Below are 26400 nucleotides of genomic sequence, written 5' to 3' on the forward strand. Positions count from 1 at the left end.
ACCGGTGCTGCGCACTCAGCACCGCTACCTCAGCCAGCCGGGCCTGAGCGGCAGCGCCTGGCCGTGGCTGGCGCTGGAACAGGAAACCCTGGTCCACGTCAACGGCGGCAATGCCGAACTGCAAAAGACCCGGCACACCTACCTCAACGCGCCGAGCGACAAGCTGTTGCATGGCCGGAAATCGCAGACGGCGGTGACCCTCAACGGCAAGACCACCACCACCGACTACGCCTACCTCAAAGCCACCGGCCAGTACGTCGCCCAGCCGGTGCTGCGCACCATGGAAACCTTGAAGACCAACTTCGACGCGGTGAGCAAGGTCATCATCCTGGAACACTCGCTGTTCAACGGCCGCGCGCTGCTGGAGCGTGACGACAACGACGTGGAGATCGCCTACGCCTATGACGCGCTGGGGCGGGTGATCGAAGAAAAAGTCGCGCCGGGCAGCAATGTCGAGGCACGGCGCCAGTACCAGTACCTGCTGGTCAATCAGGTCACCGGGCAACCGACCCAGACCACCATCGACGTCAAGGGCGTGCTGACCCGCAGCCTGCTGGACGGGCTGCAACGGGTGGTGAGTGAACTGCGCCAGGATGTCGACGGCAACCCGGTGAGCAAGCCGCTGCGCGAGACGTACAGCGCCAGCTATGACGCCTTCGGGCAACTGAGCGAGAGCACCGAATTCGACTGGCTGGGCGCCGAGACCGTAGCCCTGACCAGCCGTTACACCTACGACGACTGGAGCGAACAGGACAGCGTCACCGGGCCGGACGGAATCATCGCCCACAACCGCTACGACCCGATCACCATGACCCGCCACACCTGGCAGCAAGGCACCGACGGCAAACGCGGCAACCTTGACCGGGTGACCTACAACCTGTTCGAAAAACCGCTGAAAAGCGAAGTGCTCGACAGCGACGACAAGGTGGTCAGCACCGCCGAACAACGCTACGACGGCCTCGGCCATTGCCGACAAGAGATCAGCGTGCTCGGCAAGAGCACCTTCTACCGCTACGACCCGTGGGACCGCGTCAGCCTGACCGTGCTGCCGGACGAGACACAGATCGTCCGGGCGTACGCCGGGCACAGCAGCGCCGAACTGGCGGTCAGCCTCGATGTAACGCCGGGCAGTGGCAACCGCGCCACCCTGCGCCTGGGTGAACAGCAATTCGATGGCCTTGAGCGCCTGACCCACCTCGATGTCGGTCCGCGCAGCCAGCAGTACCGTTACCAGGGCGGCCGATTGCAGCCCGATGAACGAATTACGGCCGGCGGCCAGTCCATCCGCTATGAATACACCCCCAACCTCACCCGCCTGCCGGTCGGCCTGATCGCCCCGGACGAACAGGCCAGCTATACCTACGACCGGTCCAACGCGCAGTTGACCGTGACCGAGAACAATCAGGGCCGCCGTGAGTTCGCCTACGACAGCGCCAGTTACCTCAGCCACGAACGCTGGATCGTCGACGGCACGACCTGGGAAGCCCTGTCGACGTATTCGCTGGCCGGTCGCCTGATCCGCCACACGGACGTCAACGGCCTGGAAACCGCGTACGAGTACGACGTCCATGGCCGCGTCGAGAGCGTCACTCAGGGTCGCCTGCAAGCCAGTTTCGCTTACGACAGCCTGGGCCGGGCGTGGCGCACCACCACCCGCGACCTCGACACCGGGACCGAGCTGGTTACCTCGCTGGCCTTCGACGACCATGGCCGGGAAATCGAACGCGTCCTCGCGCTGAGCGGCCAGCCACCACAAACCCTCACCCAGGCCTGGCGCCTCGACAACCGCCTGCAGAGCCGGCACCAGCAAAGCGCCGGCACCTCGCTGAAAGAAGTGTTCGACTACGACGTGCGCGGGCGGCTGATCAGGCACGACTGCTCGGGCCAGACCCTGCCGACGGATCGCTACGGCAATGCCATCGCCTCACAGACCTTCGACTACGACGGGCTGGACAACTTGCTGCACGTCAGCACCCGCTTCGCCGACGGCAGCAGCGATGAGTCGGCGCGCAGCTTCGCCGACGACGACCCGTGCCAACTGGTGCGTATCAGCCACACCCACGCCGACTACCCGGACAGCCAGGACCTGAGCTACGACGCCGACGGCCACCTGCTCGCCGACGAAAACGGCAACGGCCTGCACTACGACAGCCAGGGCCGCCTGCTGCGGGTCACCAGCGAAACCGGGCAGAACCTCAGCCAGTACCGCTACGACGGGCACAACCAATTGACCGGGGTCGCCCACGGCGAGGAGGCGCAGACCCTGCGTTTCTACCAGGGCGAGCAGTTGGCCAGCACGGTGCAAGGCAGCACCCGCGTCAGTTATCTGTACGACGGCGACCGGCCGCTGGGCCAGCAACAGATGAATGCACCCGCCGAAACCCTGCTGCTGCTGACCGACGCCAACCGCAGCGTGCGCGGCGAAAGCCAGCAACAGGCGCTGCGTGAAACCGCCTACGGCGCTTATGGCGAGCGCGGCAACGACGGCATGAAAACCCTGCTGGGTTTCAACGGCGAAGTGCGCGACAGCCAGTCCGGCTGGTATCTGTTGGGCAAGGGCTACCGGGCCTACAACCCGGAACTGAGGTGCTTTCACAGCCCTGATTCGCTGAGCCCGTTCGGCGCCGGCGGCATCAACCCGTACATGTACTGCGGGGGTGATCCGGTGAATTTCCGGGATCCGACCGGGCATTTTTGGGAACGCGCGGGCTGGGTAGGTCTTGGCCTGGGCATACTCGGCGCGGGCCTGACGGTGCTGTCGTTCGGCGCCCTCACCCCCGCGTATGCGCTGATGGTGAGCGGCGGCCTCGCGGCGGCCGCAAAGGGCGGCATCGCCTTGACCGCCATTGCCGCCGGCGCGGGAGCGTTGGGCACAGGCGCGGCGCAATCACTGGTCAGTGACAGGCAGACGAAGAAGGTATTGGGCCAGATAAGCTTCGGGTTGGGGATCGCGTCGATGGCGCTGGGGTTGGGTTCGTTGAAGCTCAATGGGTGGAAAAGCAACAGGGCTTCTACAGTCGATGATCTGGATAGTCCAGCGGGTCCTTGGCGAAATCCCCAAGCTTACAATTCAACTCAAAGTGCTCTACCCCAAAAACCATTCGTGCAGAACGCTGCTACTCAGACCCCTCCACCCGTACCACCCAAGCCAACCCCAAAAGCACAGCCTGCCCCACCAACGACCGCGACCCGCCCTTCCCTCGAAGACATCAAAAACGTGAAACTGAAAAAGACGCCTGGTCCCAAGTCCGCCCAAAACGGGCCAAGGACCGAGCTCCAGTTAGTGCTCAATGGCATTCGTAACAACAAAACCGTCAGCGCCGCACGCGCGAACCCGGACATCCAACAAGGAAAATTTTCGAACGCCCCCGTGTATGACCTCACCAAGATTCCGTATGAATAGAGTTGAACAGACTCCCGACAGATCGCTGTCGGGAGTCCTGCTTCCCTGAAGCGGTTCGCTTTCAGTTCGCCCCCGGCATATTGAAGAACCGAATCACGATCGCCTCCGACCAACGCCCATCCGCATACCGCCCTTTCAGCGAAATTGACGCAATCCCTGCCACCGCGAGCAACCAGGTGCATTTCAGCGCGGTGGTGGTGGTCTTGCGTTCGAACCCCTCCACCTCGTATTCCACCGCACCGGGCATCGCGTCCCAACTGACGTGGATAGTGCCAAAGGCATCGCGTCTCGCCTGGAGCCCCTTTGAAAATGCCTCTGTGCGCGGGATCACCAAGTAGCCGCTCGGCGGAATGAAGTCGTTCTTGCCGGTCAAGCCGGTGATCAAATCAAACCCGGCAATGCCGTTGGCCGGCGGATAGTAACGCCCGGCGGCATCGACCCGGCCATCGCCGATCACCTTCCACTCCACCTGGGCGGCAGGCACCTCGGTGGTAGCGACGAACGCCCGCAACTGCCCGCCCTGCCCCGGCGATGATTCATCGAGCTGAATGCGCAAGGCGAGCATGTCGTGAAGCACCAGGACGAAGGTCTTCTTGCTGGCACCACTGGCGCTGTCGGTAAGGGTGATGGCGTCGAGCACGAAGTATTCACGGTAATCCCTGGGCGCGGCGGTGTAGCGCCACTGATTGTGGCCGTCCGCCGTCAGGCTGCCGCCGTTGCCCGGGTTGTCGAGGGAGGCCCGCAGCGTACCGGCGCCGATGCTGGACGCGGAAAAGACCCGCGATGAGGCGGCGTCGCACACCTGGAACAGCGGGCTGACCGCCACGCTTTCGCGCACCACGCTGACCACCGTCGAGGCCGTGATCTTGACTGAACCCAAGCCCTTGCTGGCAGTGACTACCACCGTGATGAAACCCTGGATCAGGGTGTTGGCCGCGGGCGCCTGATAGCGTCCGCTGCTGTCGATGCTGCCCAGCCCACCCTGCTGGCCGCGCACGCCAGCCAGGCTCCAACTCACGCCGGACTGAGCCGGTTGGGTGCTGAAGACCAGGCTGCCCCCCGCCGCGAGCATCGCCTGGGCAGGCTGCACGGCGAAGGCATGATCGACCTGTCCGGCCAGGAACAGGTCGCCAGGCAAATGCACCTGGCTCGGAATCAGGGCATTGCGCCCGGGAAACAGCAGGTTGCGCGCCACGAACGTGTCGATGGCCGGCGGTTGCACGCCCTCGAACATCTTGACCACCACCGGCATGAAGTGCTGCCTGGCGACCTCGTTGATACTCGACAATTCCCCACCGCCCAGATCGGGCAGCCATTCATGCCCGTTCATGCTCAGGGTGAAGTGGGTTCCGCCGTACCGATGAAACGCGACCACGCCATTGCTCTCCAGCGCCACGGAGAAGCCGAGGCTGAAGTCGTAGCTGAAATTCAGGTCGCCATGATCCCACTCTTCACCGGACGGCCAGCTCCAGTGGATGACCCGCTCGAAGGGTGCGGAGGTGGTTCTCTTCCAGCTCACCCGCAAGCGTTCGCCATCGCCCTGCACAGTCAATGGCAACTGGCTGCCCTCAGGGCCGAAGGTGGTTTTCATGTCGCTGGAAAACACCGCGTCGAAATCGCCATTGCGCACCGTGTAGTGGTAATCGAACGGCGCGGCGAACTCACCGGTATTGGCCTTGAGCACCCAGGCGTTGTCCTTGCCGCCGGGGTAGTCGGCGAAACCGATGCCGTAGCCAATATCCTTCAGCAGTTGTGGCCTGAGCACCTTGTCGAACAGCACGCGGCTGGATAGCAGCAGGCTGCCGCTGAAGCCGTCAGGCAGCAGAAACGGAAAGGACGGGGCCGGGTCGTCCCCCGCCGACCCGCCCTTGAAACGGATGTACAACTCGATGGCGCCGTCGCCGTGATCCGGCGATCCGGGGCGCGCATCGGCGTTGCGGGTTACCACCCGCATATCGAATGTTTCCGGGGTCAGCTCGGGCACCTCCACTTTGCCGATGCTGCCCAGTTCGAAGCGCCGGCGAGTGCTGTCGAGCGCCCGGAAGATCTTCTCGAAGAACGCCGCCACGGCCTTGCGCGTGGCGTCGTCGTCCCCGAACGAACTGGTGATCTGCGTGCCTTCATGCAACTCGATGAACACGCTGCCGGCGCCGGTGCCGCCGCTGGTACGACCCACATCGAGGTGCATGCTCAGGGTTGCCTGCGCCAGCGGCAGTTGTTGCTCCAGCCTGACCACCCGCTCGAAACCGCCAGCGGGGGCGACGGTGGTCACCACCATTCCGCCCTCGATAGGGAAGCGCAACGTCGCGCCTTGGCTGCGTCGTTGCGCCGCGTCGAACGACAGCGCAGGCGCCGAGAGCTGCAACCCGAACAGGTGCAAGCGGGTGCCGGCGATATCCTCCAGCGCCAGCTCGCCGTTGATGGGCTGAATGTAGCCGCTGGCCGATTGAAGGCGCTCGATCGTCTGTTCCAGCAACAGCGCATTGGCCTTGTCACGGCTATACACCACGATCGCATCCCAGCCGAGGGTCAGCGACTTGCCCTTCATCACGGACAACAATTCAGCCATCGTGCTCATCTTGGGCCTCCTAGTTCACCAGATTGAGATCCAGCGGGCGGAAATCCAGATAGCTCTCGCCGTCATCGAAACTGACCGCGACCCGCGTGGCGAACACCTTGTTCACCTGCAGCTTCAGCAGGTCGGCCCTGGACAATACCGCGGTAACCGGAGAAGCGTTCTTGGGCACGACCTGACCTTTCAAGAGGTCGAAACGTATCGCCTGGTTCTGCTTGTCCAGCCCGGTGACCCAGAGGTTGATGCGCATGCCATCGGTCAGCGGTTTGTAAGGCCAGGGGGCCATCGACAGGTTGGCGCCCTGCGGCGTGCTGGCGAGACTGAGGCTGCCGCTCCCCGCCTGCTGGCAACTGAGCAACATCATGGTGGTGGTCGCCAGCTTCTGCACGGTCAGGAGATAGGTCGCCGAGACTTCCGGTTCGCCGGTCGGCCATTTCACGCTGTAATAGACCTCGACCTGACGCCCCATGTTGGCGGGAATGGCGCTCGCGGGAATCTTGAAGTCCAGACCGTCCGGCGAGCTTGCCGTGCTGGTCTGGAACGAGCCGTGCGCGCCAAACCCGCTCCAGTGCAGGGTCAAGGCGGCGCCGCTGATATCGTCCTGCTGCGCAGGGACCCGGGCGGTGACGCCGCTGGTGGTGTTTTTCGGGTCGAGAACGCCTTCGCCCGGGTGACCGGGTTTGGCCTCCACCACCGTTGGCAAGGGGCGTGGCTCAGGGGGAAGGATGTTCACATTCAGTTTTTCGAAATCGGACAGCCTGGACACGTTGCCGGCACGGTCCTGCAACAGGTAGGTGATTGCCCGGTCGCCGTTGCCCTCGCGCTCGATCATCTCGCCATCGAAGGACACTGTCAGGTCCGGGGTCAGCTCGACATCGATGACCTGGTTCTGGCCATACGGAAACTCCTCCCAGAACCCTTTGAGACGGTCACCCGGCATGTACTCGTAGGAGGTACGGGGCACGGTGGCCTCGACTTTGTTGTCGTTGGCCTCCAGGTAGCGATTGGTGATTCCGCCGAAAATGACATCCATGGGAAACACCAGCTTGGCGGGAGTTTGAAGGCCGACCGGGGGAGTGGTGTCGATGGTGAGGGTCAGAAGGGCGGATTCCTCGGGGTTGCCCAGCCAGTTCTCCACCCGGTAGCCCAGGCGATGGATGCCCTCTCGCAAATGTTCCTTGGGCAACTCGATAAACAGATCGCCCGAGGCGATCGGCGCCGTCCAGGTCTTGCTTTGCACCACGGCGCCATTCCACAGCAACACGAGGGTTTCCGGTTGCTGAGGGCTGGGGTCCGAATTCGGCCAGAGGGGAAATTTGACGTTCAGGGGCGCCGTCAGTGCAGTGATCGGCAAGAGGTTTTCTTGTCCACCGTCGATCGGCGGCAGGACCGCGTCCACAATCGGAAGGGACAATTCGCGGGCGTCATCCGCGGGTTCGGTGGTGGAATTCGGGGAAGGGTTGAAATCAGTCATGGCAGCTCACTCGCCGGATACTGGAGCACCCATTGAACAATGGGCAGGCTCACCCCCGAAACTGACAAAAATATCAGGTGGCTGGCAGGGCAATGGCGATTGTGCAAAGCCAAAAAAGGCCGGAACTCGATGCCGCCAAGGGCACCGGGTTCCGGCCTTCATGGTGTGTCACCAGGTGTAGCGGACGCCGAAATTGGCCCCCCAAGGCTGCTCGATCTTGTCGCCGTTGCTGTAGTCGAAGTCCGCGTGCACCGCGATGCGATCGGTCAGCGACAACGCGACCCCCGCGCCCAGTTCGCCACGCGAGCCCGACAGATCGTTGTCGAAACGGTTGTCGTTGACCTCGGCTTCGTTGTTGTTGATGAACTCATGGGCCAGCGCCGCACGGACATAAGGCTGAACCCGCATCTGGTTGCTCATGAGCATGTCACGGCCGACCGTCACACCGACCTTGCCCAGCAGCGAACGGCTGCGGTCGCCATCGACCTGCATGCCGTTGTCCAGGTCGTAGCTCTGTCCCTGGATGACCGCGCCGATCAACTGGCCATAGGGCTCGACGAACCAGCCGTCGTTCAGCTTGATATGCCGACCGGCTTCCAGCGAGGCAGTGACCGCGCCATTGTCGAAATCCCCCTTGGCCTTGGCCCCGTCGCTCAAGTGCACATCGGCCTGGTTCTGGAACCGGTTGAATTTCAGCACGCCATCGATGTAGTAGCCGGACTCCGGTTGCAGCCACGTGCTGTACACGCCAGCGTAGTAACTGTCGATCTTGCCGGAGGTGCCGCGCCCCATGTCCAGGTCGGAGGTGCTGTAGCCGCCGAGCAGGCCGATCAGCCACTGGCCGTCGCCATAGGGCAGCGGCGCATCGACACCGAACGCAATGCCCTGCTGCACCTGGCTGTAGCTGCTGCCCTGGGCAGACACGTTGAACTTGTTGCCATAGCTGCGCATCAGCCGCCGGCCTTGCTGTCGTTCATGCGGATCTCGCCCATGCGGCTGCGCAAGGTGCTCAGTTCGCCATACAACACGGTGGGGCCCGCTTCGAAAATCGCCAGCGCGGTGCGGGCACCGGGGCTGATCTTGCGAGTGCTGGCATCGAGGTACCATTTGTTGCCGTCCTGGGCCAGGCCGTAAGACCAGGTGCCCAGGTCCACTTCGCCGCCCAACAGGGCGAACTGCGCATTGCCACCGGCGATTTCCACCAACAACAGGCGGGAGTCGGAGAGCGGGTCGGCGCCGCTGCTGTGGACCAGGATTTCATGATTGCCGTCGGCGACGCCGGTCACCTCAAGCTTGTCGGACAGGCCCTGGGAAAAGTCAGCCTCCATTTCGAAAATACCGCTGCCCGAGAGGTTCTCCACCGACAGGGTGAAGAAGTCGCCGGGGTCGCCGAACTTGATGCTGCCACCGCTGCCCATGCTGAGGTTCTGTACCGAGGAATCCTCGACCATGACCCATTGGGCCTGGCTGTTGACCGCCAGCGACTCGACGTTTTCCAGGCGGCCAGTGAGCACGGCGCGGTTGGCCAGCGAAACATTGGCGGTACTGCCCGCCTCCGCGACGATGTCGCCTTCGAGCACACTGTTGGAGACATTCAGGGTGCCGGTACTGTCACCGATGACCTCGAACAACACGCCATTGCTGCCTTGCAGGTTTGCGCCGTTGTTGACGTTGACGATTGCCTCGCTGTCAGCAAAGGCGCTGTCCACCAGAATGGCGGAACCGCCTTCGCCAATGACCGTGCTGTTATCCAGGGTCAATGTGCTGGTGCCGGCAGTGGCTTCATCAAAAATGAACACGCCGTTGGTCGCGCCTCGGATGACCGTGCCATTTCCCGCTATGGCAACGCCATTGAGCAGCCTCAGCCCATGTGTCTGCGTGCCGGTGAGTTCACTGCCACTCAACTCCAGCAGGCTGTTGGCTGACACCGTTGCGCCAACCACGCCAGTAATGCTCGCGTTGTTCACGATGGCGGTGGAACCGCTGTCGGGGCTACCCGCCGTACGTGCAACGGCAAGCCCGATACCGCCAGTGGATGTGAGCGAACCACCGTTGATCACGGCAGAACTGTTCTGTAGTGAAAGTGCGGCTTCAGGCGTATTCGACTGGATAGTTGCGCCATTCAGATTCACCGTTGAACCAGATCGCGCGGTAATCGCCGCAGAGCCGCCACCATTGAATGTCAGAACCGACTCGTTACGCAGTTCAACGCGATCATTCAAGAAAATGTCATTGAAGGTTTTTGTTTCCCCATCAATTAAAAGTGCCAGCGCTTGCTCACTTATCAGCAAGAGTGGCGCGAGGAGAATGAATTTGCGGGCATAGGGCACTCGAGAACGAAGCAGCGGCGAGTAACTTTTCATGAATATATCCTTTGGCAGATTAAATCCAACCGTCAGGCGCACCGCTAATCACACCAGCGCCAAACCCGGAAAGGTCTGAGATACTAATGACGCACACCCCGAATATATGTAGGAAAAATCTACACACAGCATAGTATTATTCATCGGCATCTCCAGTTTCTTGCCATATAAAAACGGCACGAATCGATGATTCGCGCCGCATTCACATCAAGGGTGCTCTACTGGCGCCGCTTACTACGCCGGGCAAGTACCCCCGCCAGGAAACGACAAGCCAATGAGCTCTTTCGCGTACTCGGACCAGACCACCTCACCGCCAGCTTCCAGGCTGTATTGCACATGCGTGTCTCCGACGCCGGATTCGGTCCCGCTGTACGCTGGGAAAATGTAGGTTTCGTAAGGATGAACAAACCAGGTAATACCGTTCACTTCCTGTTGCGGAGTGAGGGTGATGACTTCCGAGAACTCCGTGCCCGCCACTGTCCCGCCATCAGGCCACTCGGTAACTCGCCAATGCATGGTGACTTCTACACCCGCTCTCAGGTATCTGCCGTCAGGTTTGACATACACATAGAAACCACGGACCCCCTCCTCTTTGCGAACCGAACTGCAATTCATTGCCCGGTTCCCCCCAACGGGATTGGTCCAGATATGTGGAAACTCAGGTGCTTCGAAAGTGATCGTCAGGACCTTCACAATGACCGACGTCGACGGTGATTGCTGGAAGTTCACCTCGGCAATATCAGTAATGATGTAATGCACGGGCAACAATGGATCGTTGCCGGAGGCCTCGATAATGCTCCAGGGAACAACAACCGAAACTTCTGTACCTGGAACATCTTCTGCCGTGACGACATGATAGTTCGGTACACGCTGCCCCTTCCAATAAACCCAGATGTAATCGCCTTCCTTGGCCTCCTCATACAACGTAATGAAGGCGGTTGCATCCTTGCCGTGGTCACTGGTGTTGAGTTGGTTATCAATGCCGGATTCCCCCACGACTCGCAACTCGGCAAGTGTCGGGTTCACTGTTTCAGGTTCGTCAGGGTTCACCGGCCCGACGACTTTCAAGTTGACGATGATGTCCTTGCTCAGTGGCGTTTCAGGGAACTTCAACGCCTCCCCACGCGCTACCTGATAGCTCACCGTGAGAGGTTGATCGCCGTCGCCAGCGTCCAGGAAATCATAGTTGGCCTTCAGCACTGCCCAAGGCACAGAAATGCGCAGCGGGAACTGGGGCGCGGGTCCGGTCGGGTAGGGTTCAAGCGCCGTGCCCCCCCAATTCACGAGCACCATGTCGCCATTGCTCCAGTTCTCGAAAACAGGGATTTCGACCACGACTTCAAGTGCGTCCAGCCGGTCGATACGCCCGTCGTTGGCCAGTGGCACCTCTGGCGGCAGGAGGTTTTCCGGCAGAGGTCCCAACGCGACAGTCGCCTCGATATACACGGAAAGGTGGCTGCGGTTGCCTGCCTTGTCCAGCAACACATAGATGCCCAGGCATTGGCCATTCCCAGCGTGTTCGAGAATGTCACGGGTAATGGCGAATTCCATCGACGCGTCCAGATCCAGCGGACCGAGCGTGGGCGTGATCATCGTCGGATCATCCGGCACGTCGCTCACCCAATAGAAGAACAACCTGTCGCCTGGCTCACGATCGGGATACTCCGGAACCGTAGCGATCAGTTGACCGCCGTTTTCCTCGAGGTAGTTGTCAGTGATGATCTTGGTGGCCAACTGTAAGGGCAGCGGCTCATTGGGCTCGCAGGGGGCAATGGTGTCGACGGTAATGAGTCGTGACTGAGAGATCTTTTGGTTGCCGCTGAGATTGGACTCCACCATGTAACTCATCAGCAACCGGCCCTGAAGATAATCATCCCGGTCAACGGACACCTGCACAGGAAAGGTCGCATCCGACGCTACTGACAACATCCCGATCAGCCTCTGCTCAGACTCGTTCTCGCGCGTCCAGTACAGGTAGACGGTGTCGCCAAAAGGTTCGGCCGACTCTCGCCAGTTCTGCATCTCAACAATCATCGACGTTGCAATCATCGGCGCGTTGAGCAGTCCGTCCGGATCACCCTCGATCATGGCAAGGACATTGGGCGCTAGCAGTTCTTCCAGTGGTTCATTGCGCAACGATTGACGGTAGTCCCACCGGGCCTGCTCAGCAGCCGACAGTATCTTCATAGTGCTCATGATTTCTCTCCTTAAACCGTTCCATAGGCAGCGGCGGGCAAACCACCGCACAGCAGTGCGCGTCTCTCGCCATGAGCCGGCACCGGCACCGCGGTTACCGACTCCAACTCTTGAGCAGCAGTAAACGCCAACTGCGGATTTGCCGAAACTGACAAAAATGCTAGGTAGGCAGAGGGAAAAAAGGCCTGGGCGGGGACGTGGCAAGCCAGCGCTTACCCATGAAAGCGGCTGCTGACACAGGTGTCAGGCGCACGCCAGCCCACAGCGCCTGAAAAAGGCGCCGTGGGCTTGGCAGGTCGGGAAAGGTGGATCAGGCGTGACGCAGGCTGCGCAGGTTCATCAGCCCGGCCAGCGGAAAGTCAGCTTCCAGCTCCGCCAGGCTCGCGGTACTCATCGGAACGCTCTCCTGGCGGGAGCCCTTGGTCAGCAGGCCAATCAACTGCCCCACCAAGGGTTGATGACTGACCAGCAAAACGTGCTCGAGACCGAGCGCGTCGAGCCCGTCGATGACCCGCGCCGGGTCGCTTTCAGGGGTGAGCCAGGGCACGGTGACCAGCGGTTTGGCGAACCCCAGCGCTTCATGCACCAGCCCCGCGGTCTGTTGGGCGCGGACATAAGGACTGACCAGGATCGCGTCGAGCGGCTGGCCCAGCAGGTGCGCGGCGCTGCGCAACACCTGCTGGCGACCGTGGGCGGTCAGGTTGCGCTGGTCGTCGCTGCGGGCGTGCGGCTCGGCTTCGCCGTGGCGCAATACCCAGACCTTCACAGCTTCGGCTCTTCGTCACGCACCGGATGGGCCGCCGGGGGCACGCTGTGCGGCGCTTCGCCTTCGGCCGGACGCGGGGTCGGCCAGTCGGCGAACGGCCAGGGTTTCTGCTCGGTATGGAAGCTGCCGAAGCGGCCAATCTGGGCGAGGAACTGGCTCAGGCTGTCGCCGAAGTTCATCAGGCTGGCGTTCGGCGCGCCGTAGACCAGGCGGTAGATCAACTGCAACAGCACCAGCACGCCGAGCAGGGTCTGGGCGACCTGCCAGACCAGCAGGAACAGCAGCATCCAGAGAACGCGCAAAACGATCGACTCACGTTGCGCCTGTTTGGGTGACTCACTCATGTCGTGCTCCTGTCTCGCTCAATTGAAACCGCTGGTGGAAATGAAATCGACGTCGGTCTTCGGCTCGCCGCGCATCAGCAATTCGATTACCTGGGCGAGGGTCCGCCCTTCGAACAGGATCGCGTGCAACCCGGCCACCAGCGGCATGTAGATCTGCGCCTGCTGGGCCTTGGCCTTGAGCACCTTGAGGGTGTTGACGCCTTCGGCCACCTCGCCCAGGCGGTTGACCGCCTCGTCCAGGCTCAAGCCCTGGCCGAGAGCGTAGCCGACCTGGTAGTTGCGGCTCTTGGGCGAGGAACAGGTGACGATCAGGTCGCCGACGCCGGCCAGGCCGAGGAAGGTCATCGGGTTGGCACCCTGGCTGACGGCGAACCGGGTCATTTCCGCCAGGGCCCGGGTAATCAGCATGCTCTTGGTGTTCTCGCCCATGCCGAGGGCGACCGCCATGCCGGCGATGATCGCGTAGACGTTCTTCAGCGCGCCGCCCAGCTCGACCCCGAAGCGGTCGGCGCTGGCATAGACGCGAAACGTGCGCCCGTGCAGCACGGCCTGGACGCGCTGGCACAGCGCTTCGTCTTCACTGGCGACGACGGTGGCGGTCAGCGCGTGCTCGGCCACTTCCCGCGCCAGGTTCGGCCCGGACAGCACGCCGATGCGCGCCTTGGGCGCGATCTCTTCGAGGATCTGGCTCATCAGCTTGAAGGTCTGCGCTTCGATGCCCTTGGTCAGGCTGACCAGCATCTTGCCGCCGAGCAGTTCGGCATGCGGCGCCAGCACGCTGCGCAGGGCGCTGGACGGCAGCGCGACGAAGATCAGTTCGCTGCCCTGCAGGGTGGCGAGCAGGTCGCTGACCGGTTCCACCGCCGGATGGATCTTGATGCCCTTGAGGTAACGCGGGTTTTCCCGGGTGGTGCGCATGGCCTCGGCCTGTTCGGGGTCGCGCATCCATTGCCGGACCCCAACACCGTTTTCGGCCAGCAGGTTCGCCACGGCGGTGCCGAAACTTCCGCCTCCCAGAACCGCAACAGGCTGCTGTTCAGTCATATCCAATCCGTTAAAACCATAAAAAGTGGCGAAGCCAGCATTATACGGAGCGCCGCGACCAGCGCCAGATCACTGGAAAATGCCGGGCGGTCGGTTAACATGCCCGCTTGTCTTTTCGATCAAGGCCGCCTTGTGTCCTCTGGCCCTCGCCCTTCGCACCCTTATCTGCTGCTGGCCGCCCTGCTCGGCGGCCCCGCCGTGGCCGACGACCTGTTCGTCGACAGCCAGGCAATGCCGCAGGTGCTGACCGCCACCCGCCTCAAGCAATCCCCGGCCGCGGTGCCCGGCAGCATGACCGTGCTCGACAGCGAACTGATCAAGGCCAGCGGCGCCCGCGATATCCCCGAACTGCTGCGCCTAGTGCCGGGGATGATGATCGGCTACGGCGCCGGCAACCAGCCGACAGTCAATTACCACGGCAGCAACGTCAACGACGCCCGGCGCATGCAAGTGCTGATCGATGGCCGCTCGGTGTACCGCGCGGGCCTGTCGACCGTGGACTGGAGCGACATTCCGCTGGCTATGGAAGACATCGAGCGCATCGAGGTGTTCCGTGGCCCCAACACCGTCAGCTACGGCGCCAACGCGCTGATGGCGGTGGTCAACATCCTCACCCGCAGCCCGGCCGACAGCCATGGCACGCGCCTCAAGATCACCCGCGGCCAACGCGGCATCGACGATTTCTACGCCAGCCAGGGCGTGGGCTGGGACGGCGGCGACCTGCGCCTCTCGCTCTCCGGCATGCAGGATGACGGCTTCGACCAGAACCTGTTCGGCGCGGACTACCGCGATAGCCGCCGCCTGACCCGCTTCAACATCAGCGCCAGCCACACCCTGGACGCGAGCCAGAGCCTGGACTGGCAGCTTTCGGCCAAGGAAGGCAGCGACCAGCGGCCGTACACCTACAAGCCGGTGTTCTATGGCATCACCGACAACGGCGACAATTCCGACGTCAATGCCAAGGACTACGCCGGCTCGCTGCGCTGGAACATCGATTTCAGCCCGCAACACAGTCTTTACGTGCAGGGCTCGGCCCAGCACTGGGACCGCCAGCAGGTCTGGCGCGCCTGCGATGCGGCGATTTCCTTCAGCCAGGAACTCACCCAGCTCTGGCAGTTGAACCCCAACTACACCGAGCAACTGGCGCGCAACATCACCGCCCCGATTCCGAAAGGCACCGGCGAAGAGCAACGCCTGGCCGGCATCGTCAAGCAACAGTGGGAAAACGGCGGCAAACAGCCGGTCTGCGGCAACATCGACCAGAGCACCCGCGAGACCCGCTACGACCTTGAACTCCAGGACACCCTCAGCCTCACCGACAACCTGCGCCTGCTCAGCGGCGTCAATTACCGCTACGACCGCGCCGACTCGCAGACCTACTTCAATGGCAGCCTGGACGACCAGACCTGGCGCCTGTTCGGCCAGCTTGAATGGCGCGCCGACGAACACTGGATCGTCCAGGGCGGCGCGATGTACGAGTCCTCGCGACTGGCGGGCGACTCACTGACCCCGCGCGTGGCGGTCAACTACCTGATCACTCCGCGGCACGGCCTGCGCGCGGTGTACTCCGAGGCCGTGCGCTCGGCGGACATGTTCGAGAACAACGTCAACTGGAGCTACCGGGTCACCAACCTCAACCCCCTCGCCCTCGGCCAGGGCACCGGCGAGTACTTCGTCAAGACCCGCGGCCCCGGCAACCTCGACCAGGAACGCATGCGCTCGCGGGAGCTGGGCTACAACGGCTATTTCGCCGCGCTGGACCTGAGCGTCGACTTCAAGCTGTTCCATGACGAAATCAGCGGGATGATCAGCGAACCGCTGCGCAACAACCAATACATCGCCAGCAACAGCAACAACGCCCGCTTCACCGGCAGCGAAACCCAACTGGACTGGCGCCTGAGCGCCGTCGACCGCTTGCGCCTGACCTACGCTTACGTCGACGCCGAGGCCAGCAACCCCGACGACCAGCGCCTGACCGCCAGCAACAGCGGTTCGGCCGGCTGGATGCATGATTGGGGACGGGGCTGGTCGAGCGCCCTCTTCTATTACGGGGACGATGCACTGAACCAATACCGTTTCGAGCGGGTCGACCTGCGCGTGGCCAAGCGTTTCGTCCTGTCCCACGCCAGCCTGGAGCTGGCCGGCACCGTGCAGCAGCGCCTTGACGATGAGCCCACCACCAAGGCCGACAACCGCTACGACAGCCGGCACCTGCTGTATTTCAGCGCGGAGCTGGAGTTCTGATGCGCCTGTTGCGGCGCTGCCTGCTCCTGGTCCTGTTATGGCCCCTGACATCGCTCTCTGCCGGCGAAATTCTTCTCACCGGCGCTCAAGACAACGACAGCGTGCGCGACTTCGTCGAAGCGCTGGCCGCGCGACGTCCGGCGGACACCGTGCGTTTTGTCCCGGTCACGCAACTGCCCGCCCCCGGCCAGTTAAAGCCCGGCATCCGGCTTGTCCTCCTTGATCCGCCGGCGCTGGACTGGCGCCTGCGCGAGCCGGCCGGCCCGCCGGCGCTGGTCTTGCGCATCAGCCGGGTCCAGGCCGATCAACGCCTGGGCAATCTGCGCCCGCCGTACCTCAGCCTGTTGTGGAGCGACCCGCCGCTACCTCGCCAGTTGCAATTGATCCGCTACCTGCTGCCGCAAGCGCGGCGGGTGGGCGTGCTCTACAGCGACCACAGCCATTTTCTGCTCGACGAACTGCGCCGCGCGGCCCGGCCATTGGGCCTCGAAATCGACGCACAGTACTGGCCCGACCTGAAGGACAACCGGCCCTTGCAAGTCCTGCTGAAAGACACCGATGTCCTGCTCGGCCTGGACGACCCGCAGCTCTACAACCCGAAGACCGCGAAAAACCTGCTGCTCAGCAGCTACGCCCGGCAGATGGCGCTGATCGGTCCCAACGCCGGCTTCGTCCGCGCCGGCGCCCTGGCCAGTACTTACAGCGACCAGAACGATTGGCTCGCGGTGCTCGACCACCTGCTCGACAAGCCCGCAGACCAATGGCCGCGCACGCATTACCCGGAATATTTCAGCGTTTACGGCAACCAGCAGGTCGCCCGGGCCCTGGGCGTCGAGGCAATCGACCCTGATGCCGCCAGCCAGGCCGTCGCCGCAGGAGAATCCACCCGATGAAAGCCGTGAGTTGGGACATCAGCACCCGCACCCAGATCATCAGCCTCGGCCCGGCTCTGGTGCTGACGCTGCTGCTGATCAGTTTTTTCACCTTTGTGCGTATCCAGGACCTGCGTCAGGAGTTGAACCACACCGGTCAGTTGATCGCCAACCAGTTGGCACCGGCCTCGGAATACGGCGTGATCGCCGGCAACGACGAAGTGCTGGAAAGCCTGATGCGCGCCACCCTGACTATTCCCCATGTGCGCTTCCTCGAAGTGCAGGACAACGCCAATCACATCCTGGTGTACGTCGAGCAGCCCGATGAGCACGTCAACCGCGCCCAGCAGGTCGAAGTGTTCCAGGCACCGATCCGCCTGCAACGGATCAACCTCGACGCCGACTTCCTGCAAGAAGGTGAAGAACCGCCGAGCATCATCGCGGACGATTATCTGGGCCGGGTGATCGTCGGCATGTCCAATGACGCCTTCAGCCAGCGCCAGCAGGAGATCGTGATCAAGGCCGGGATCCTCGCCCTGTTCGCCCTGCTCTTTACCTTCCTTCTGGCCCGGCGCCTGGCGCGCAGCCTGTCGGAGCCGATCCGCGACATGGGGCATGCGGTCAAGGCGATCCAGAAAGGCGACTTCAACACCCCGCTGCCAGAGGTCGACGACAGCGAACTGGGGCACCTGGCCCGGCACATCAACAACCTCGCCAGCGGTCTGGCCCAAGCCTCCCGCGAGCAGGAACAAGCCATGGCGCAGATGACCCAGGCGCGCGAAGAAGCCGAGCAGGCGAACAAGGCCAAGTCGGAATTCCTGGCGATGATGAGCCACGAACTGCGCACCCCGATGAACGGCGTGCTGGGCATGCTGCAACTGCTGCAAACCACCGAATTGAGCGACGAACAGGCCGACTACACCAGCGTCGCCAGCGAGTCCACCGGGCACTTGCTCAAGGTCATCAACGACATCCTCGACTTCTCCCGCATCGAACGCACTGCGCTGGAGCTGGAGCACATCGACTTCAACCTCGCCGAACTGATCGGCAACAGCGTGCAGTCGTTCCTGCACACCGCCCAGCAGCGTAACCTGACGCTGGAGCTGGAAATGCCGGAGAGCATGGAACCGCTCCAGGTGAGCGGCGACCCGACCCGTATCCGCCAGGTGCTGGTCAACCTGATCGGCAACGCCCTCAAGTTCACCGAAGCGGGCCGCGTGCAGGTCATTCCGCGCTGGCAGATCCTCGACCGGCAACTGATCTGGTTCACCTGCGCCGTGCGCGACACCGGCATCGGCATCGACAATTCGCGCCTGGAAACCATGTTCGTCGCCTTCCAACAAGCCGACAGCTCGATTTCCCGTCGCTACGGCGGCACCGGACTGGGCCTGTCCATCGCCCGTAACCTGGCCGAACGCATGGGCGGCAGCCTGCGCGCCGAAAGCCGTGTGGGCGTGGGCTCGACCTTCACCCTGGAAATGCCGCTGACCCTGCAGGCACGCCCGGCGCTGCTGGCCATCGCGAACAACACCACGCCGGACACCGCCGAGGAGCAGCCGATACTGTTGGTGGAAGACAATCCGGTGAACCAGACCGTGATTCAGGCCATGCTCCGCAGCCTGGGCTTCGAGGTCTGTATTGCGGGGGATGGGGCCCAGGCCATCAGCCTGGTGGCACGGCAGCCGTTCGCCGCGGTGCTGATGGATTGCCGGCTGCCGATCGTCGACGGCTACGAAGCTACCCGGCGAATCCGCCAGATGCCGCAGGGTCGTGACCTGCCGATCATCGCCCTGACGGCCAATGCCTTGCAGGGTGATCGGGAACGCTGCCTGGAGGCGGGAATGAACGACTACCTGACAAAGCCGTTCAAACGTAATGATCTACAGCAGATTCTGCAGCGTTGGCTGCCCGGTCAGGCAGTCGTGACTGGCGATAAATGCTAAATTGCGGCAGTCTTAGAGGCCGGAAGTGGCCTAAGAAAGGTCTGTCGGAAAAATTTCAGTGCACAAGTGTACATCTTCGTCCCTTGTGCTGTGACTTTCACTACAACGCAATAGTCTATGGGTAGGCTACCGCCCAAGGCCGAAAGGTCTGGGTCGGTCGGGAAGATTCGCCCCTTGCCGCACGGGGACTATTGAGGAGCTCGCATGACCAAACAAAACGCCTTTACTCGGGAAGACCTGCTGCGCTGCAGTCGCGGTGAGCTGTTCGGCCCAGGTAACGCGCAACTGCCCGCCCCCAACATGCTGATGGTGGATCGCATTACCCACATCAGCGAAGAGGGTGGCAAGTACGGCAAAGGTGAGTTGGTCGCCGAGCTGGATATCACTCCGGACCTGTGGTTCTTCGCCTGCCACTTCGAAGGCGATCCGGTAATGCCGGGCTGCCTGGGCCTCGACGCCATGTGGCAACTGGTCGGCTTCTTCCTCGGCTGGCAAGGTCTGCCGGGCCGCGGCCGTGCGCTGGGCTCGGGCGAAGTGAAGTTCTTCGGCCAGGTCCTGCCGACGGCGAAGAAGGTTACCTACAACATCCATATCAAGCGCGTCCTGAAGGGCAAGCTGAACATGGCCATCGCCGATGGTTCGGTCAGCGTTGACGGTCGCGAGATCTACACCGCCGAAGGCCTTCGCGTCGGTGTATTCACTTCCACTGAAAATTTCTAAGGGTTATTCGCATGCGCCGCGTCGTAATCACAGGTCTGGGCATCGTTTCTTGCCTGGGCAATGACAAAGAGACCGTCTCCGAAAACCTGCGTAAAAGCCGTCCGGGCATCCGTTTCAACCCGGAATACAAGGAAATGGGGCTGCGCAGCCAGGTTTCCGGCTCCATCGACCTGAACCTCGAAGAACTGATCGACCGCAAGGTCTACCGCTTCGTTGGTCACGCCGCTGCCTACGCCTACCTGGCGATGCAGGACGCGATCAAGGACTCCGGCCTGACCGAAGAGCAGGTTTCCAACCCGCGTACCGGCCTGGTTGCCGGCTCCGGCGGCGCCTCGACCCTGAACCAGATGGAAGCGCTGGACACCCTGCGCGAGAAAGGCGTCAAGCGCGTCGGCCCATACCGCGTCACCCGCACCATGGGCAGCACCGTTTCGGCGTGCCTGGCCACTCCGTTCAAGATCAAGGGCATCAACTACTCGATCTCCTCGGCCTGCGCGACGTCCGCACACTGCATCGGCACCGCCATGGAGCAGATCCAGTGGGGCAAACAAGACATCGTCTTCGCCGGCGGCGGTGAAGAAGAGCATTGGAGCCAGTCGTTCCTGTTCGACGCCATGGGCGCCCTGTCCACCAAACGCAACGAAACCCCTGAACTGGCCTCCCGCGCCTACGACGCCGACCGTGACGGCTTCGTCATCGCTGGCGGCGGCGGCATGGTCGTCGTGGAAGAGCTGGAACACGCTCTGGCCCGCGGCGCCAAGATCTACGCGGAAATCGTCGGCTACGGCGCCACTTCCGATGGCTACGACATGGTCGCCCCGAGCGGCGAAGGCGCGATCCGCTGCATGGAACAGGCGCTGTCCACCGTCGACACCCCGATCGACTACCTGAACACCCACGGCACCTCGACCCCGGTCGGCGACGTCGCGGAAATGAAAGGTGTGCGTCACGTGTTCGGCGACAAGGCTCCGGCCATCAGCTCCACCAAGAGCCTGTCGGGTCACTCCCTGGGCGCCGCAGGCGTTCACGAAGCGATCTACTGCCTGCTGATGATGGAAGGCAAGTTCATTGCCGGCTCCGCCAACATCGACGAGCTGGACCCGGAAGTCGCCGACCTGCCGGTCCTGCGCGAAACCCGCGAAAACGCCAAGATCGACACCGTGATGAGCAACAGCTTCGGTTTCGGCGGCACCAACGCCACCCTCGTGCTCAAGCGCTGGGAAGGCAAGTAAGGGCTGAGGCTCTTGCATGAAAAACGCCCCGACTGGTTCGGGGCGTTTTTCATTTTAAGGACCGGATTTTGGGGTTGCGATCAGCCCTCCCTAAACCGAAAACCGCCCCACCAATGCATTCAGTTCCACCGCCAACTGCGACAGCGCCTGGCTCGCCTCCACCGTCTGGCTGGCCCCCGCTGAACTCTGCAACGCCAGGTCGCGGATATTGGTCAGGTTGCGATCCACTTCCCGCGCCACCGCGGCCTGCTGCTCGGAGGCGCTGGCGATCACCAGGTTACGCTCGTTGATCCGGCTGATCGCCAGGGCAATTTCCTCCAGCGCCTCTCCCGCGGCATGAGCCCCATCCAGCGTGTGCCGCGCCCGCTCGCGAGTCTGTTGCATGCCATCCACCGCGCGGTCGGTGCCCTGCTGGATGCCGCCGATCATCTGCTCGATTTCCCGGGTCGATTGCTGGGTGCGATGGGCCAGCGCCCGCACTTCGTCGGCCACCACCGCGAAACCGCGCCCGGCATCGCCAGCCCGCGCCGCCTCGATGGCGGCATTCAGCGCCAGCAGGTTGGTTTGCTCGGCAATCGAGCCGATCACGTCCAGCACCTTGGAAATACCCTGCACCCGCTCCGCCAGCTGCCCGACTTCATCGGCATTGGTGCTGACGCCCGCCGCCAATTCCTCGATGGACACCACGGTCAGGCGCACCTGTTCACGTCCCTGACGGGCGATGCGATCAGACTCCTGCGAAGCCTCCGAGGTCGCCACGGCGTTGCTGGCCACCTCCTCCACTGCGGTGGTCATCTGGTTGACCGCGGTGGCCGCCTGCTCGATTTCCTGGGTCTGCTGCTGAAGGCCCCGGGTTGCGTCCTCGGTCACCGCGCTGAGTTCCTCGGAGGCCGAGGCCAGTTGGTTCGACGAGTCGGAGATCCGTCCGATGGTGTCGCGCAGGCTCTGCTGCATGGTCTTGAGCGCCACCAGCAAGCGCGCCGGTTCATCCTTGCCCTTGATGGTGATCTGCGGGGTCAGGTCGCCGGTGGCAACCACCTCGGCCACGTGCAGCGATTGCGCCAGCGGATGAACGATGCTGCGGGTCAATACCAGAGCCAGTACCACGGTCAGTACCAGCGCGCCCACCAACAGGACAATCACCCAGAAACGCGCGCCGACGTACACCGTCTGCGCCTTGTCGGTGGCAAGGTTGGCGTGGTGGTTATTGAGGTCGATCAGTTCATTGAGGGTCGCGGTCAGTTGGTCGGCCAACTGGTTCATCTCACCATTGACCAGTTCCACCGCCGCGTCGACCCGTCCCTGGGTCGCTTCGCTCATCACCTGCGCCTGCAAGACGAAGTATTGTTTCTGCTGGTCAAGGTAGCGGTCGAACAGCGTGCGCTCCTCCGGTAGCACGATCAGCGCGTCGTAGGTCTTTTGCGCCTTGACCAGATTCTCTTTGAGGGTTTCGATGCGGGAAATGTTCTGCTGCTGCGCCGCCGGGTCGCGATTGACCAACAGTCGCAAGGTCAAGGCGCGCACCCGCAGCATGTCCTGGGACATCTGCCCGACGTTGATCACGCTGGGCAACCAGTTACTTTCCACCTGGTCGGACTGCTCGCGCATGTTCGCCATCTGCGACAAGGCGAATGTCCCCAAGGCAACCACCAACAGCGCCAACAGGCCGAATCCCAATCCAGCCCGGGGCGCTATGTTCAAGCTTCTCAGACTCATCGAACGGTTCCTTCCGCAAGCGCTGCTCAGGTCTGCAGCCGACATGCTTAGACGGTATCGGACCGTTGAACTTTTGCGTAAGAAGAATTGGTGATATCAAAACGCCTTGTGATTGCCGGAGCAGCACCGCACGGAATTCAGCGGACGGTAAATTGCTTCTCCGCGAGCAAGCGATCGCCCTGGAAAACCATGAAATGCCAGGTGCCCGGAACCGCCTCATGGTGCTCGGTAAACTCATAGGCCATCACGTCCATCGCCGCGCCAGGCACCAGTTTCTGCACCACTTCGAACTTGTCGTGGCGCTTGCCATCGGGGGTGACGATACCGGGGGTCAGGTACAGCAGTGTCAGCGGAGTGTCCTCTGCGGTTTTGCCTTCCAGCCGGTAGCGGATGCCAAATTTGCTGCCCAATTTGGCCGGAACCTCATCTGTCGACTGGATGGTCTGGCTGTTCATGGTCAGCACCCGCTCGCCCGGCTGGGCGTTTTGCAGCTTGGTTTCGAACACGCCATATTCAACCGGTCCCTGCACCCGCACCTCGGCACTGGCAACGCCTGCGATGCACATCAGCCCGACCAGGGCGCTCAAACGGCTAGTCAACATACTGCGCTTCCTCTGTAGTGGATCGCGGCAGACTATGACTCGGGCATGACAGGCTGATGACAATCCCGCTCAACGCGGTTTCGGCAACACGGCAAGGAAGTTGTCCCGGGCGACTTTGCGCGCGATAGCTTCAGGCAGCGCGTCGAGAAACGGGTCAAAGCCGTGCAATTGCTCACCCTGGCTGCCGAAACGTCCGACCACATCCGAGCCAAGCATGAAGCGCTCGGGAAAGCGCTCCACCAGCGCCAGCCACTGGCGGTCAGGCGTGCCCTGCTCATCCAGCAGATACGGTTGCAGGACGCTCCAGGACAGATCGATGTAAAGGTTGGGATAGGTCTCCAGCAGGCGTTCCAGGGTCGGCAGGAGAAAATCCATCCGCGTCTGGTGACGATGGATCTCCAGGCTGCTGCCGGCATGGGCCCAGATGAAGCGCGTGTGCGGATGATTGCGCAGCGGTTCCTCGATCTCCGCCAGGTACAACGGGTTGCGCTCGCGCTTGGAGGTGATGTTGGAGTGGAGCAGCACCGGCATGTCCTGCTCGGCGGCCAGGTGGTAGATCCGCGTCATCGCCTCGTTGTTGGCCCGTGGCGTGTCGCCGCTGGTCAGCGCGGTGAGGTCGTCGTGCCGGGTGAACACCTCGCCGATGCCCTGCCAGAGGCCGGGGTGCAGCTCCAGCATGCGCTCGATATGGGCCACGGCATTCTTGTCCACCGGGTTGAAGCCGGACAGGAACGGGTGAAAACGCTTGCGCTGCTCCGGACTGAGTTTCAGCAACGCCGCCGCCACGTAGATATCCGTGGCGCTGTACCAATAGGCATCGGCGTCATCGCCCGCGTAATAGCGCGGACGCTTGGGCTCGTCCTCGTGCCATTTCTTGGCCACCGGAATGCCGCTGATCATCGCCTGGTCGATCCGCGCCTTGTCCATCGCCTCCAGCAGTGCCGGCATGCCCTCGCTTTCCTGAAAGAAATCGACGTAATGCAGGTGGGCATCACTGTAGTGGTACTCGCGCGCTTCGGCCCCCGCGATCAGCAGCCCGGCCAGCACGAATCCACTCAGGTGTCTTGCGAGCATTCCCACGCTCCTTTGCCATTCTTCGGACAGGGTAGACAGCAGGCCTCTCCCCGGGGTTCGGCGGTCGGGCTATGCTAGGCCCATCCGTTTCGGCCTGGAGACCCGCATGACCTCGCCCCTGGTAATCCGTCCCCGCGCTGAGTCGGTGGAAGGCCAGCCCATCCTGCGCCCGCTGCCGTCGGCAAAATGCCGTAGCGTCGGGCCCTTCGTGTTCTTCGATCACATGCTGCAAACCGCCTACGCCCCGGGCCATGGCATGGATATCCGCCAACACCCGCATATCGGCCTGTCGACCCTGACTTACCTGTTCGAAGGCGAACTGCTGCACAAGGACAGCCTCGGTTCGTATCAGCGGGTCAGGCCCGGCGAGGTGAGCTGGATGACCGCTGGCGCCGCCATCGCCCACGTCGAACGCACCCCGGCCGAGTTGCTGGAAACGGGTTCGCGGATGCATGGGCTGCAAGTCTGGCTGGCGTCGCCGAAGTCCGCGGAACAAGGCGCTGGCCACTACAGCCATCACACGGCCGACAGCCTGCCGGTGAATGAAGCACTGGGCGTGAAGATCCGCATGATCGCGGGCAACGGCTTCTGCCTTGAGTCACCGGTGCCGGTGCTTTCCCCCACCCTTTACGCCGAGGTGTGGATGCAGGCGGCGACGACCCTGTGCGTGCCCACCGAGCATCAGCAGCGGGCAGTGTATGTGCTGGCCGGGGACGTGCGACTGAACGATGAACTGCTGGAGCCCACCACGCTGGTGGTCTTGCCGGAGGGAGAGGAAGCCAGCCTGTACGCCGAAAGCGAAAGCCATCTGGTGGTATTCGGCGGCGCGCCGCTGGATGGGCCAAGGCGGATGAACTGGAATTTCGTGGCGAGTGAGCCGGCGCTGATCGATAAGGCCCGGGAAAGGTGGGCGGCCGGGGATTGGCCGGTGGTCGAGGGGGAGACTGGCAGAATCGAGCTGCCTTGAGTCTGCATCGCTGCGGTTCAGGACGCCGAACCGCAGCGATAAGGTCAGGCCTTGAACACTTCGTCCAGCAGGTTGTGCATCGCCTGGAACGCCCGCTTTGACGTGCGCGCGTCGTATTTCATCTTGCCCGGCACATTGGCTGCCGGGTCAGTGAACGAATGCACCGCGCCGCCGTAGCTGAGCAACTGCCAATCTACACCGGCAGCATTCATTTCCGCTTCGAACGCCGGCAACTGCTCGCGTGGCACCAGCGGATCCGACGCACCGTGCAACACCAGCACCGAGCCTTTGATGTTGCGGGCATCCTCGGCGTTCGGCGTGTCCAGTGTGCCGTGGAACGACACGGCAGCACTCAGTGGCGCGCCGTCACGGGCCAGTTCCAGCGCGCAGCAACCGCCGAAACAGAAACCGAACGCCGCCAGCTTGCCGGGCGTCAGCACCGCCTTCGACTGCCCAAGCAGTTGAGCCAGGGCGCCCTGCATACGTTTGCGCAACTCGGCACGGTCGCTTTTCAGCGGCATCATCGCCGCCCCCGCCTCATCAGCGTTCTGTGGGCGCACCGACTGACCGTAAAGGTCGGCGATCAACACCACATAACCTTGCTCCGCCACCGCCTTGGCGATGCGCTCGGCGCCTTCGCTGATACCCATCCAGTTCGGCGCCATCACCAACCCGGGCTGCTGCAACGCGCCATGGGTGTAGACCAGACGGCTTTCATAGGCTTTGCCGGCGATGTGGTAAACCAGCGACTCGATTGTCACCTTGCTCATTCAATCCTCCTTGCACCATGAAAAAAGCCCGCCGAAGCGTAGCGCCTGTCAGTTAAAGCGATTGGGGCCCTTCGCGAGCAAGCTCGCTCCTACAG

Annotated in this window: 19 protein-coding genes; 7 read left to right on the plus strand and 12 right to left on the minus strand. The window is 62.7% G+C overall.

The annotated features are described in order from the left end of the window. The coding region (locus tag NTD82_RS17445) for an RHS repeat-associated core domain-containing protein (RefSeq protein ID WP_315974960.1) at positions 1-3403 on the plus strand (3403 nt) is incomplete at its 5' end. Positions 3404-3464: 61 nt separating this feature from the next. Here NTD82_RS17445 and NTD82_RS17450 read toward each other — a convergent pair. From NTD82_RS17450 to NTD82_RS17480, 8 genes are all read right to left on the minus strand, one after another. Further along, entirely contained in the window at positions 3465-5981 is a 2517-nt protein-coding gene (locus tag NTD82_RS17450) for a hypothetical protein (RefSeq protein ID WP_262129593.1), read from the minus strand. Positions 5982-5991: 10 nt separating this feature from the next. After that, on the minus strand, positions 5992-7452 hold the full coding sequence (locus tag NTD82_RS17455; protein WP_262129594.1) for a hypothetical protein: 1461 nt from the start codon (positions 7450-7452) through the stop codon (positions 5992-5994). A gap of 168 nt (positions 7453-7620) precedes the next feature. Further along, positions 7621-8403, minus strand: a complete 783-nt coding sequence (locus NTD82_RS29150; protein ID WP_315974961.1) for an autotransporter outer membrane beta-barrel domain-containing protein — start codon at positions 8401-8403, stop codon at positions 7621-7623. Next, positions 8403-9857: a pertactin-like passenger domain-containing protein gene (locus tag NTD82_RS29155; protein ID WP_315974962.1), complete on the minus strand. Its 1455-nt coding sequence runs from the start codon at positions 9855-9857 to the stop codon at positions 8403-8405. Before NTD82_RS29155 ends, NTD82_RS29150 begins: the two co-directional genes overlap by 1 nt. Before the next feature lie 192 nt (positions 9858-10049). After that, the gene (locus NTD82_RS17465; RefSeq protein WP_262129596.1) at positions 10050-12011 is read right to left on the minus strand and encodes a hypothetical protein; all 1962 of its coding nucleotides are present in this window, start codon (positions 12009-12011) and stop codon (positions 10050-10052) included. Positions 12012-12321: 310 nt separating this feature from the next. Further along, entirely contained in the window at positions 12322-12777 is a 456-nt protein-coding gene (gene sixA / locus NTD82_RS17470) for a phosphohistidine phosphatase SixA (protein WP_262129597.1), read from the minus strand. Further along, on the minus strand, positions 12774-13121 hold the full coding sequence (locus NTD82_RS17475) for a DUF4389 domain-containing protein (protein WP_095157113.1): 348 nt from the start codon (positions 13119-13121) through the stop codon (positions 12774-12776). Before NTD82_RS17475 ends, sixA begins: the two co-directional genes overlap by 4 nt. 18 nt (positions 13122-13139) lie before the next feature. Continuing rightward, positions 13140-14165, minus strand: a complete 1026-nt coding sequence (locus tag NTD82_RS17480) for an NAD(P)H-dependent glycerol-3-phosphate dehydrogenase (RefSeq protein ID WP_095157112.1) — start codon at positions 14163-14165, stop codon at positions 13140-13142. A gap of 99 nt (positions 14166-14264) precedes the next feature. On the opposite strand from NTD82_RS17480, the gene NTD82_RS17485 reads away from it, so the two are divergent. The 5 genes from NTD82_RS17485 to fabB all read left to right on the plus strand — a co-directional run bounded on the left by NTD82_RS17485 (position 14265) and on the right by fabB (position 21176). Next, the gene (locus NTD82_RS17485) at positions 14265-16409 is read left to right on the plus strand and encodes a TonB-dependent receptor plug domain-containing protein (protein WP_410017063.1); all 2145 of its coding nucleotides are present in this window, start codon (positions 14265-14267) and stop codon (positions 16407-16409) included. Further along, on the plus strand, positions 16409-17302 hold the full coding sequence (locus NTD82_RS17490; protein WP_095157110.1) for an ABC transporter substrate-binding protein: 894 nt from the start codon (positions 16409-16411) through the stop codon (positions 17300-17302). Before NTD82_RS17485 ends, NTD82_RS17490 begins: the two co-directional genes overlap by 1 nt. Then, positions 17299-19224 (plus strand): response regulator, encoded by a 1926-nt coding sequence (locus NTD82_RS17495; RefSeq protein ID WP_262129599.1) that lies wholly within the window; start codon positions 17299-17301, stop codon positions 19222-19224. The genes NTD82_RS17490 and NTD82_RS17495 overlap by 4 nt, the downstream gene beginning before the upstream one ends. Before the next feature lie 204 nt (positions 19225-19428). Next, a complete protein-coding gene (gene fabA / locus NTD82_RS17500; RefSeq protein ID WP_095157108.1) occupies positions 19429-19944 on the plus strand; it encodes a 3-hydroxyacyl-[acyl-carrier-protein] dehydratase FabA in 516 nt (171 codons plus the stop codon). 11 nt (positions 19945-19955) lie between these two features. After that, positions 19956-21176 carry a beta-ketoacyl-ACP synthase I gene (gene fabB / locus NTD82_RS17505; RefSeq protein WP_095157107.1) on the plus strand — a complete coding sequence of 407 codons (1221 nt, stop codon included), beginning with the start codon at positions 19956-19958 and terminating at the stop codon, positions 21174-21176. Positions 21177-21266: 90 nt separating this feature from the next. Here the strand turns inward: fabB and NTD82_RS17510 are convergent, their stop codons facing one another. From NTD82_RS17510 to NTD82_RS17520, 3 genes are all read right to left on the minus strand, one after another. Then, positions 21267-22892, minus strand: coding sequence for a methyl-accepting chemotaxis protein (locus NTD82_RS17510; protein WP_095157106.1), 1626 nt, complete (start codon positions 22890-22892; stop codon positions 21267-21269). Between the two features lie 137 nt (positions 22893-23029). Beyond that, complete coding sequence (locus tag NTD82_RS17515) at positions 23030-23494, minus strand: DUF3859 domain-containing protein (RefSeq protein ID WP_095157105.1); 465 nt, start codon at positions 23492-23494, stop codon at positions 23030-23032. Between the two features lie 69 nt (positions 23495-23563). Then, on the minus strand, positions 23564-24568 hold the full coding sequence (locus NTD82_RS17520; RefSeq protein ID WP_262129600.1) for an amidohydrolase family protein: 1005 nt from the start codon (positions 24566-24568) through the stop codon (positions 23564-23566). Positions 24569-24674: 106 nt separating this feature from the next. Here NTD82_RS17520 and NTD82_RS17525 point away from each other — a divergent pair, with 106 nt between their 5' ends. Further along, positions 24675-25535, plus strand: coding sequence for a pirin family protein (locus NTD82_RS17525; protein ID WP_262129601.1), 861 nt, complete (start codon positions 24675-24677; stop codon positions 25533-25535). A gap of 44 nt (positions 25536-25579) precedes the next feature. Here NTD82_RS17525 and NTD82_RS17530 read toward each other — a convergent pair whose 3' ends face one another. Further along, entirely contained in the window at positions 25580-26305 is a 726-nt protein-coding gene (locus tag NTD82_RS17530) for a dienelactone hydrolase family protein (protein WP_095157102.1), read from the minus strand. Between the last annotated feature and the right edge of the window lie 95 nt (positions 26306-26400).

This window comes from Pseudomonas sp. 5P_5.1_Bac1, from assembly GCF_025466015.1.
GTDB lineage: Bacteria > Pseudomonadota > Gammaproteobacteria > Pseudomonadales > Pseudomonadaceae > Aquipseudomonas.

Bases quoted from the DNA above. Each gene is read 5' to 3' on its own strand.
- NTD82_RS17450 (WP_262129593.1), bottom strand. From the start codon at position 5,981: ATGAGCACGATGGCTGAATTGTTGTCCGTGATGAAGGGCAAGTCGCTG.
- NTD82_RS17455 (WP_262129594.1), bottom strand. From the start codon at position 7,452: ATGACTGATTTCAACCCTTCCCCGAATTCCACCACCGAACCCGCGGAT.
- NTD82_RS29150 (WP_315974961.1), bottom strand. From the start codon at position 8,403: ATGCGCAGCTATGGCAACAAGTTCAACGTGTCTGCCCAGGGCAGCAGC.
- NTD82_RS17465 (WP_262129596.1), bottom strand. From the start codon at position 12,011: ATGAGCACTATGAAGATACTGTCGGCTGCTGAGCAGGCCCGGTGGGAC.
- NTD82_RS17475 (WP_095157113.1), bottom strand. From the start codon at position 13,121: ATGAGTGAGTCACCCAAACAGGCGCAACGTGAGTCGATCGTTTTGCGC.
- NTD82_RS17480 (WP_095157112.1), bottom strand. From the start codon at position 14,165: ATGACTGAACAGCAGCCTGTTGCGGTTCTGGGAGGCGGAAGTTTCGGC.
- NTD82_RS17485 (WP_410017063.1), top strand. From the start codon at position 14,265: ATGCCCGCTTGTCTTTTCGATCAAGGCCGCCTTGTGTCCTCTGGCCCT.
- NTD82_RS17490 (WP_095157110.1), top strand. From the start codon at position 16,409: ATGCGCCTGTTGCGGCGCTGCCTGCTCCTGGTCCTGTTATGGCCCCTG.
- NTD82_RS17495 (WP_262129599.1), top strand. From the start codon at position 17,299: ATGAAAGCCGTGAGTTGGGACATCAGCACCCGCACCCAGATCATCAGC.
- fabA (WP_095157108.1), top strand. From the start codon at position 19,429: ATGACCAAACAAAACGCCTTTACTCGGGAAGACCTGCTGCGCTGCAGT.
- fabB (WP_095157107.1), top strand. From the start codon at position 19,956: ATGCGCCGCGTCGTAATCACAGGTCTGGGCATCGTTTCTTGCCTGGGC.
- NTD82_RS17510 (WP_095157106.1), bottom strand. From the start codon at position 22,892: ATGAGTCTGAGAAGCTTGAACATAGCGCCCCGGGCTGGATTGGGATTC.
- NTD82_RS17515 (WP_095157105.1), bottom strand. From the start codon at position 23,494: ATGTTGACTAGCCGTTTGAGCGCCCTGGTCGGGCTGATGTGCATCGCA.
- NTD82_RS17520 (WP_262129600.1), bottom strand. From the start codon at position 24,568: ATGCTCGCAAGACACCTGAGTGGATTCGTGCTGGCCGGGCTGCTGATC.
- NTD82_RS17525 (WP_262129601.1), top strand. From the start codon at position 24,675: ATGACCTCGCCCCTGGTAATCCGTCCCCGCGCTGAGTCGGTGGAAGGC.
- NTD82_RS17530 (WP_095157102.1), bottom strand. From the start codon at position 26,305: ATGAGCAAGGTGACAATCGAGTCGCTGGTTTACCACATCGCCGGCAAA.